Below are 8,774 nucleotides of genomic sequence, written 5' to 3' on the forward strand. Positions count from 1 at the left end.
GAAGGAAGCCCGCGCCGCGCTGAAGCTCGATCCGGGTTCGGCGGATGCGCTTACCCTCCTGGCCGTGAGCGAGGATCGCCAGGGGCGCCTGCAGAGTGCAGGGGAGCTCTATCGGCGTGCGGCTGACGTGGCGCCCCGCGATGGGTCGACACAGAACAACTATGGCACTTGGCTGTGCGCCAACGGATTTGCGGCGGAGTCGCTCGTCTGGTTCGATCGTGCGGTCCAGGCGCCCGGCTATGCGACGCCGGCCGCCGCMCTGGCGAACGCCGGAAGCTGCGCGCTGAAGGCGGGCCAAGTGGAGCGCGCGTCGCGYGACCTGCGTCAATCGCTGGCCATGGATTCCGCGAACGCCGTGTCGCTGGAAGCCATGGCCGAGCTCGAGTTCCGTCGCCAGCAGTACCTGTCGGCCCGCGCGTTCGTGGAGCGCAGGCTTGCGGCTGGCCCGGCCAGCCCGGCGGTGTTGAAACTCGCATCACAAATTGAAGAAAGACTCGGCGACAAGGCCGCTGCCAGTCGATATGTTCAGCGGATTCGGGCGGAGTTCCCCGACGCGCAGGACGTCAATTCTGGGGGAAATGCAGGGCCATGATGCAATCGGTAGTCGGGGATGTGTCTCCGTCGCAGGGGTGCGGCGAGGCGTTGAAGCAGGCACGCGAGCAGGCCGGCCTGTCGGTTCAGGAGGCCAGTACGCGGCTCAAGATGCCGGTGAAGGTGCTTCAGGCGCTCGAGGCCGGCCAGTGGGAGCAGTCCGGTGGCGCGGTGTTCGTGCGCGGGCAATTGCGCAGCTATGGCCGACTTCTGAAGGTGGACGTCGAGCCGTTCCTGCAGCAGGCGGACGCCGTGGTGTCCAGGCCGGCCGAACTGGTCAGCCATTCGCATACGCCCCGCGTCCAGTACGTGTTCGAGAGTTTCAAGCGGCGTGCCGTCTATGTCGTGCTGACCCTGGTGATCGCCACCCCGGTGTGGATGGCGCTGCGACCCACCGCGGGGCCTGGCCCCGATGCGGCAACGGCCTCGCTGGATGTCGTTCCGGCGTCCAACCGCTCCGGTGAAGCAGGCGCAGAGGTTTCTGCGCCCGCCAGTCGGCCGCACGCTGCGCCTTATGTCGCGTCCCTGACTCCGGTGCCGCGCGCTGCGCCGTCGTGGTTGACCTTGACGTTCAAGGGCGACAGCTGGGTGGAAGTGAATGCACCCGACGGTCGCAAGGTCGAGCACGCATTGCTGCGTGCAGGCGAAGAGCGTCGTTATGCGCAGGGCGAAGTCGGGCGCGTAAAACTGGGCGACGCGACGGCGGTCGAGGTTCAGCAAGCCGGGAGTACGGTGGACTTGGCGCCGTACCAGCGAGCGAACGTTGCACGCTTTACGGTATCCTCTGAGGGTTCCCTGGCGCCGGTCGTTGACTGACCCGCGTGCGGGTCTGTCCAACCTAGACCGAGACCCCGCATGAGACGGGGCAAGAGAGCGCATGGCGATTGATGATCTGCTCGACGAGCACGAACAAAGCGAACGTGTCCGCAGCTGGCTGAGGAGCAACGGTGCCGGCCTGCTGGGCGGCGTGGTCCTCGGCCTCGGCGTGATTCTGGGCTGGCAGTGGTGGCAGAAGGATCGGGCCGCCAAGCAGGAACAGGCCTACCAGGGTTACCAGACGGCCGTCGAAGGTCTCGCCAAGGGAGATCTGAAGCAGGCGGCGGGCGCGGTGGATGCGCTGGTCAAGGCAGACGAACTTTATGCGGACGCGGCCGGCCTTCAATTGGCGAAGGCGCAGCTCCAGGCGGGTGAGCGCGATGCCGCCATCGCCACCCTGCGCGCGCTGACGCCCGATGAGGCGCTCCGTCCGTTGGTCAACCTGCGCCTGGCGCGGCTGCTGATCGACGCCGGCAAACATGATGAAGCACTGACCTTGCTCGCCAAGGCAGACGATGCCTCGAGTCTGGAAGTGCGCGGCGATGCGCTGCTTGCGACGGGCAAGGTGAAAGAGGCGCAGGAGGCCTATACCCGCGCGCTCACGACGCTGGATGCGGTTTCTCCGCAGCGCAGGCTGGTCGAACTCAAGCTGATCGACGCCGGCGGCACGCCGCCGAAGTCGGGGGGTGCGGCATGATGCGCCCGATTTCCCCGGTCGTCCGTCTGGCCGCCGCCGCCGCGCTCGTTGCGGCACTCGGTGGCTGCAGCACCGTCAAGGGCTGGTTCTCCGGCAAGGACAAGGAAGGCGAGAAGCCGGTCGAACCGGCTGAACTCGTTGACGTGACGCCCACCGTGACGGTCGCGAAACTGTGGAGCGCCAATGTGGGCAAGGGCGAAAAACGCCTTGGCCTGCAGCAGGCCCCCGTGGTCGATGGTGGCCGCGTCTATGCCGCCGCCGTGGAGGGCGGCGTACGCGCCTTCGACCTGCAGTCCGGCAAGCAGGCATGGCAGTACAAGTCCGACCTGCGCCTGTCCGGCGGGCCCGGTGCGGGGAACGGCCTGGTCGTCGTGGGCACCCTCGATGGCCAGGTGATCGCACTGGATGCGGCCACGGGCGCCGAGAAGTGGCAGGCCAAGGTGCCGAACGAAGTCATCGCGGCGCCCGTCGTCGGCGACGGCGTGGTGTTCGTCCGCAGCAACGATGGGCGCGTGACGGCGTTGGCGGCGGATACGGGCGAACGCCGCTGGTTCTGGACGAACGAACTTCCCAGCCTGACCGTGCGCGGCAATGCGCCGTTGGTCGTCGGCCCTGGCATCGTGTTCACGGCGGGCGACGACGGCACGGTCACCGCGCTTTCGGCGAGCGATGGCCGGTCGATGTGGACCCAGACGGTCGGCACGCCGGAAGGGCGCAGCGAACTTGAGCGCATGGCGGATGTCGATGGTGCGCCGGTGCTCGAAGGCACCACGCTGTACGCGACCAGCTACAAGAAGGAAACGGTCGCGATCGAAGGGCCCTCCGGCCGTCCGCTCTGGACGCGCGACAACGGCGGCGTCGGCGGGCTGGCGGTGACCAGCAGCGCCGTCCTCGTGTCGGATCCTGCCGGAACGGTATGGGCGCTCGACAAATACAGCGGCAGTGCCCTGTGGTCCAACACTACGCTGGCACGCCGCTCGCTCACCGCCCCGACGATGCACGGCGACTACGCCGTGGTAGGCGATTACGACGGTTATCTTCACTGGCTGAAGACGGACAACGGCGAAGTGGCGGCGCGCGCGCGCGTGGGCGGCAAGGCCATCCGAGGCAAGCCGGTCGCCGCAGACGGGATCCTGGTGGTCCAGGACGTGGAAGGCGGGCTGACGGCCTTCGGCTTCAAGTGATCCATCAGGGGGAGTGGCCACGCCACCTCCCCCTCGTAGACGAAAAGGGCCGCATTGCGGCCCTTTTTCGCGGAGGGGGGCGTATTCCGATACCATGGTCGCCCCTTGCCTGACCGGACCGGTCGCGCCTTCCGCGCGATGCCGGGCGCCCGGCGCCCCTCATTCCTCACGGTTGCTCCCTGCATGTTGCCCCTCGTCGCCCTGGTGGGCCGTCCCAACGTTGGCAAATCCACCCTGTTCAATGCGTTGACGCGCAGTCGTGACGCGCTGGTGCACGATCAGCCGGGCGTGACCCGCGACCGCAATTACGGCGTCTGCCGCCTGGACGAGGACGTCCCGTTCCTGGTCGTCGATACCGGCGGCATCGCCGGCGAAGAAGAGGGGCTGGCCGGCGCCACGGCACGACAGGCGCGTGCGGCGGCTGAAGAGGCCGACCTGGTCCTGTTCATCGTCGATGGTCGTGAAGGCGCTTCCGCGCTCGACGACGAGATCCTCGCCTGGCTTCGCAAGACGGCCCGTCCGACCTTGCTGGTCATCAACAAGATCGATGGCATCAATGAGACCACCGCGCTCGCGGACTTCGCGCGCTACGGCTTCGCCGATGTCATCACCATTTCCGCCACGCACCGCCAGGGTATCGACGACCTGCTGGAGGAGGTGCACCAGCGGCTGCCGGAGGAAGGCGCGACGGCAGGCCTGGACAACGATCCGAACCGCATGCGCATCGCCTTCGTCGGCCGTCCCAACGTCGGCAAGTCCACGCTGGTGAACCGGCTGCTGGGCGAGGAGCGCATGATCGCCTCCGAAGTGCCGGGGACCACGCGCGATTCGATCGCCGTGGACATGGAGCGCGACGGTCGCCAGTACCGGCTCATCGATACCGCGGGCCTGCGCCGCAAGGGCAAGGTGGAAGAAGCGGTCGAGAAGTTCAGCGTGGTCAAGACGCTGCAGGCCATCGAACAATGCCAGGTGGCCGTACTGCTGCTGGATGCGACCGAAGGCGTGACCGACCAGGACGCCAGCGTGCTCGGCGCGGTGCTCGATGCCGGACGCGCACTGGTGGTGGCGATCAACAAGTGGGACGGGCTGACCGCCTACCAGCGCGAACAGGCCGAAGCGTTGCTCGCCCGCAAGCTGGGATTCGTGGAATGGGCCGAGGTGGTGCGCATCTCCGCGCTGCACGGTTCGGGGCTGCGCGAGCTGTTCAAGGCCATCCATCGCGCGCATGCGTCGGCCACGAAGGAATTCGGCACCAGTGAAGTCAACAAGGCGCTCGAGATCGCCTACGAGACCAATCCGCCGCCCAGCATCCGCGGGCATGTCTCCAAGTTGCGCTATGTGCATCCGGGCGGGGCGAACCCGCCGACCTTCATCGTGCACGGCACGCGCCTGAAGGTGCTGCCGGAGTCGTACAAGCGTTACCTAGAGAACTTCTTCCGCAAGCGCTTCAAACTGGTGGGCACGCCCGTGCGTTTCGTCTTCCGCGAGGGCGCGAACCCCTACGAAGGCAAGAAGAACGTGCTGACCGAGAAGCAGATCGCCAAGAAGCGCCGCCTGATCCGGCACGTCAAGCGCGGCAAGTGACGGGCTACCCGACCCGCATCGATTTCGCCACCGCTGCGGAGATCGTCCGCAGCGTCGTCGCCAACCGCATGCTGAAGGCCGAGCGCGTACCCGTCACGCGCGCCAGCGGCCGCATACTGGCCGAAGACATCATCTCGCCGATCGCGCTGCCCCCGTTCGACAACAGTCGCATGGACGGCTTTGCGTTCGCACATGCCAGTCTGGCCGGGGATGGCACGACGTCGCTGCGCTTGATCGGTGAACAGTTCGCGGGTCGCCTGCAGAGCCTGGTGGTCGGCATCGGCGAATGCATCCGCATCACCACCGGCGCACCGTTGCCGGCGGGCGTCGATACGGTCGCCCTCAAGGAAGACTGCGTCGAGGAAGGTGGGGCTGTCCGCGTGCCGGCAGGTATCGCCCGCGGCGCAGACGTCCGTCCAAGTGGCGAAGATGTTCCTGCGGGCGTACGCGTCCTCGAGCACGGGCAATGGCTGACGCCGGCGCGGGCGTCGCTCGCCGCCGCCCTCGGCATCGCATCGCTCACCGTCGCCCAGCGCCCGACCGTTGCGGTGTTCACCACCGGCGACGAACTGGTCGAGCCAGGCCTGGCGTTGGCGCCCGGCCAGATCTACAACAGCAATCGCGAGCTGCTGATGGGGCTGTTGCGGGCGGAAGGTCTTGAGCCGACCGCGTGGCCGTCGCTGCCTGACGATCCGGAGCGCATGAAGACCTTGTTGGCCGATGCCGCGGCGGCGTTCGACGTGGTCATCACCTGCGGTGGCGTGTCCGCGGGCGAGAAGGACCATCTCCCCGGCTTGCTTGCCGCGCATGGCCGCATCCACTTCTGGAAGGTGCGGATGAAGCCGGGCATGCCGGTCTTGTTCGGCGAAATGGATCGCGCGCTGTTCCTGGCACTGCCGGGAAATCCGGTGTCCGTGCTGGCGACCTTCCTGACGCTCGGCCGCGGCCTGCTGGACGGCATGCAGCGTCGCCGCGAACCCCGGACGCAGTGGACAGCGGTATTGGGAGCACCCTGGCGGAAATCCCACGAGCGCCTGGAGTTCCTGCGCGGTTGGCTGGCCAGCACGGCGGATGGCCGCTTGCAGGTCATGCCCAATGCGGCCGATGCCTCGCATCACTTGCGGGGCGCGGCCGACAGCAATGCCCTGATCGTGCTGCCGGAAGGCGCGCGCGACTATCGCGCCGGCGACATCGTCGAGGTGATCGCCTGCTGAGGCCGACCGCGCCGCGACTTGCGCGATAATCGCCGCATGGCCATCCGTGAAATCGATCCCCGGGACGTTGCCGCGCTGCTTGCGCAGGGCAGTGTGTTCATCGACGTGCGCGAGGAGCACGAGCGCGCCGGCGGGCAAGCCGAGGGCGTGCGCGGCATCGCCAAAGCCGCACTCGAAGGCGATCCCGCCGCGCACCTTCCGGACCGCGCTGCCAGCATCGTGCTGATCTGCCAGAAAGGCGGCCGTTCGCTGGAGACGGCACGCGTACTCGAAGCGGCGGGCTATACCCGACTGGCCTCCGTCGCGGGCGGAACGTCGCGCTGGATGGACGAGCATCGTCCCATGGTCGTGCCTGCGATGTCTGCGGACGCGCGTGATTTCAACGAGCGCTATTCGCGGCACCTGCTGCTGCCCGAGGTCGGCGACGCCGGCCAGCGACGCCTGCAGAAGTCGCGGGTCCTGATGATCGGTGCCGGCGGTCTGGGTTCGCCAGCCGCGTTCTACCTGGCGGCTGCCGGGGTAGGGCAGTTGCGGATCGCGGACGATGATGTGGTCGACCGCAGCAACCTGCAGCGGCAGATCCTGCACACCGAGGCGCGCATCGGCGAGCCGAAGGTCGCCTCGGCACGGGCAACGCTCGCGGCGCTCAACCCGCGCACGCAGGTGGACGCGGTGGCGGAGCGTGTCACCGCCGACAACGTCGAACGGCTGCTGGAAGGGGTGGACGTCGTGCTGGATGGCGCCGACAACTTCCCGGCCCGCTACCTGCTCAACGATGCCTGCGTGAAGCTCGGCAAGCCGCTGGTGTATGGCGCCGTGCAGCGTTTCGAGGGCCAGGTGAGCGTGTTCGACGCGGGACGCCATCGCGGCGAACAACCTTGCTATCGCTGTCTGTTCCCCGAGCCTCCATCGCCCGAATTCGCACCGAACTGCGCCGAAGCCGGCGTGCTGGGCGTGCTGCCCGGCGTGATCGGCCTGCTGCAGGCCACGGAAGTGGTCAAGTTGCTGCTGGGGGTCGGTGACACGCTGGCGGGCCGGCTGCTGCACTTCGATGCGCTGGCCATGCGCTTCCGCGAGACCCGCCTGCGCCACGATCCTGACTGCCCCGTGTGTGCCGCCGGGAGACCCTTTCCCGGCTATATCGATTACGCGGCATTCTGCCGGGCGAGCTGATCAGTCCAGCGGGCGCATCCGCAGGCCATCGCGGAACTGGCGGGGCGTGATGCCCGCGTCGCGCTTGAACGCGGCGCTCAGGTGGCTGTGGCTGGCGAAGCCGCACGCGAGGGCGATGGCGGTGATGTCATCGTTCCGGTTTAGCAGGTACCAGCGTGCGCGGCGCAACCGCTGCGCCAGGATGTATTGCGCCGGCGTGGTGCCGAACGTGCGGCGGAAAGCGATGAGCAACTGGTGCACGCTCATGCCGGCGAGCGCCGCGAGCGTGGACAGTGCGATGCGTTCACCGAGGACGGTTTCGATGTGGTCGCTGAGTCGCCGTGCAACGTGCGGCGACAGCACGACGGGCGAAGTGACCGGCGTGGCCGGCAGCCGGTAGGCGTCGTAGAGGTGCTGTCGCAGCAGCAGCTGCAGGCGCTCGGCCATCATCGCCGACAGGTCGTCGCCCTGCTGGCTGAGCCGTACAAGGCGAGCGACGCTGTAGTGCAGGAATTCATCGCGATGGCCGAGTCGCGGCATCAGGCCCTCGATCGCGGCGCGGCGATCGGTCCCCATGTCCACCTCGGCGGTGGGCGAAACGCGCAGCTCCGCGTACGTGATGATCTGGCCGGATGCCTGGCTGGCATAGCGCTTTCCGGCAGGCACCAGCCAGATGTCGCCCGGCGAGGGAGGCATGTGGGTGGCGCCGACTCCTTCGATCTCGGTATCGAGTTCGCGCATGGTTCCGCCGAGATGGACGATGACGGTGTGACGCGGCTCATCGATGGACCAGAGCGTGCGTTGGCGTATGTCTTCCTTGCACAGCAGCACTTCCACGCCCGGCCAGTGCGCTTGCGCCAGCACGCGGTACTGCGGCGTCTGGCCGGGTTCTGGATCAGTGGCGGTCGCGTGGGCATCGTGCGCGTCATTAATGTGAGTCGAGGCCGGAGAATTTGATAGCGCAGGGGACATCGTGAAAGCCCGCCGGAATGCGTTCACCTCATCTTAGGCGCGCCTCGCCGCTCTTGCCCACCCTGTCGATGGGCATCGCCGCGAAGGTCCGTCCCAAGCCAGGAGCATTTCCATGACTGATCATTCCATCCGGGGCAAGGTCGCCCTGATCGCCGGAGGCGCCAAGAATCTCGGCGGCCTGATCGCCCGTGACCTCGCGCAGCAAGGCGCTGCCGCCGTTGCGATCCACTACAACAGCGACGCGACCCATGCCGACGCCGAGAGGACCATCGCCGCGGTCCGCGATGCCGGCGCCCGCGCCGTCGCGATCCAGGGCGATCTGACCACGGCGGGCGGCGTCGAGCGCCTGTTCGCCGACGCCATCGCGATGGTGGGCAGGCCGGATATCGCCATCAATACGGTCGGCAAGGTATTGAAGAAGCCGATCACCGACATCTCGGAAGCCGAGTACGACGCAATGTCGGCGGTCAACGCAAAAGCGGCGTTCTTCTTCCTGAAAGAGGCTGGCAGACATGTCAACGACAACGGCAAGGTGGTCACCCTGGTGACGTCGTTGCTCGGAGC

General features: G+C 67.5%; 9 protein-coding genes. 8 read left to right on the forward strand and 1 reads right to left on the reverse strand.

Annotation, left to right across the window (positions count from 1 at the left end):
- The 7 genes from AC04L7_RS07175 to moeB all read left to right on the forward strand — a co-directional run.
- Positions 1-592: type IV pilus biogenesis/stability protein PilW (locus AC04L7_RS07175; RefSeq protein ID WP_475512750.1), on the forward strand; the 592-nt coding region annotated here is incomplete at its 5' end.
- On the forward strand, positions 592-1,407 hold the full coding sequence (locus tag AC04L7_RS07180; protein WP_435998778.1) for a helix-turn-helix domain-containing protein: 816 nt from the start codon (positions 592-594) through the stop codon (positions 1,405-1,407). The genes AC04L7_RS07175 and AC04L7_RS07180, both read left to right, overlap by 1 nt.
- 61 nt (positions 1,408-1,468) lie before the next feature.
- Positions 1,469-2,104 carry a YfgM family protein gene (locus AC04L7_RS07185; protein WP_299346964.1) on the forward strand — a complete coding sequence of 212 codons (636 nt, stop codon included), beginning with the start codon at positions 1,469-1,471 and terminating at the stop codon, positions 2,102-2,104.
- Complete coding sequence (gene bamB, locus AC04L7_RS07190) at positions 2,104-3,288, forward strand: outer membrane protein assembly factor BamB (protein WP_435998775.1); 1,185 nt, start codon at positions 2,104-2,106, stop codon at positions 3,286-3,288. Before AC04L7_RS07185 ends, bamB begins: the two co-directional genes overlap by 1 nt.
- 183 nt (positions 3,289-3,471) lie before the next feature.
- Positions 3,472-4,872 carry a ribosome biogenesis GTPase Der gene (gene der, locus AC04L7_RS07195; RefSeq protein ID WP_435998773.1) on the forward strand — a complete coding sequence of 467 codons (1,401 nt, stop codon included), beginning with the start codon at positions 3,472-3,474 and terminating at the stop codon, positions 4,870-4,872.
- Positions 4,869-6,086, forward strand: coding sequence for a molybdopterin molybdotransferase MoeA (locus tag AC04L7_RS07200; protein WP_435998771.1), 1,218 nt, complete (start codon positions 4,869-4,871; stop codon positions 6,084-6,086). Before der ends, AC04L7_RS07200 begins: the two co-directional genes overlap by 4 nt.
- An 18-nt stretch (positions 6,087-6,104) precedes the next feature.
- A complete protein-coding gene (gene moeB / locus AC04L7_RS07205) occupies positions 6,105-7,259 on the forward strand; it encodes a molybdopterin-synthase adenylyltransferase MoeB (protein WP_435998769.1) in 1,155 nt (384 codons plus the stop codon).
- On the opposite strand, the gene AC04L7_RS07210 is transcribed toward moeB, so the two are convergent.
- On the reverse strand, positions 7,260-8,102 hold the full coding sequence (locus AC04L7_RS07210) for a helix-turn-helix transcriptional regulator (protein ID WP_435998767.1): 843 nt from the start codon (positions 8,100-8,102) through the stop codon (positions 7,260-7,262).
- A 220-nt stretch (positions 8,103-8,322) separates the two neighbouring features.
- Between AC04L7_RS07210 and AC04L7_RS07215 the strand changes: the two genes are divergently transcribed.
- A partial coding sequence (locus AC04L7_RS07215) for an SDR family NAD(P)-dependent oxidoreductase (protein ID WP_475512751.1) occupies positions 8,323-8,774 on the forward strand: 452 nt, incomplete at its 3' end.

The organism is Pseudoxanthomonas sp. LjRoot204_2, assembly GCF_056175765.1.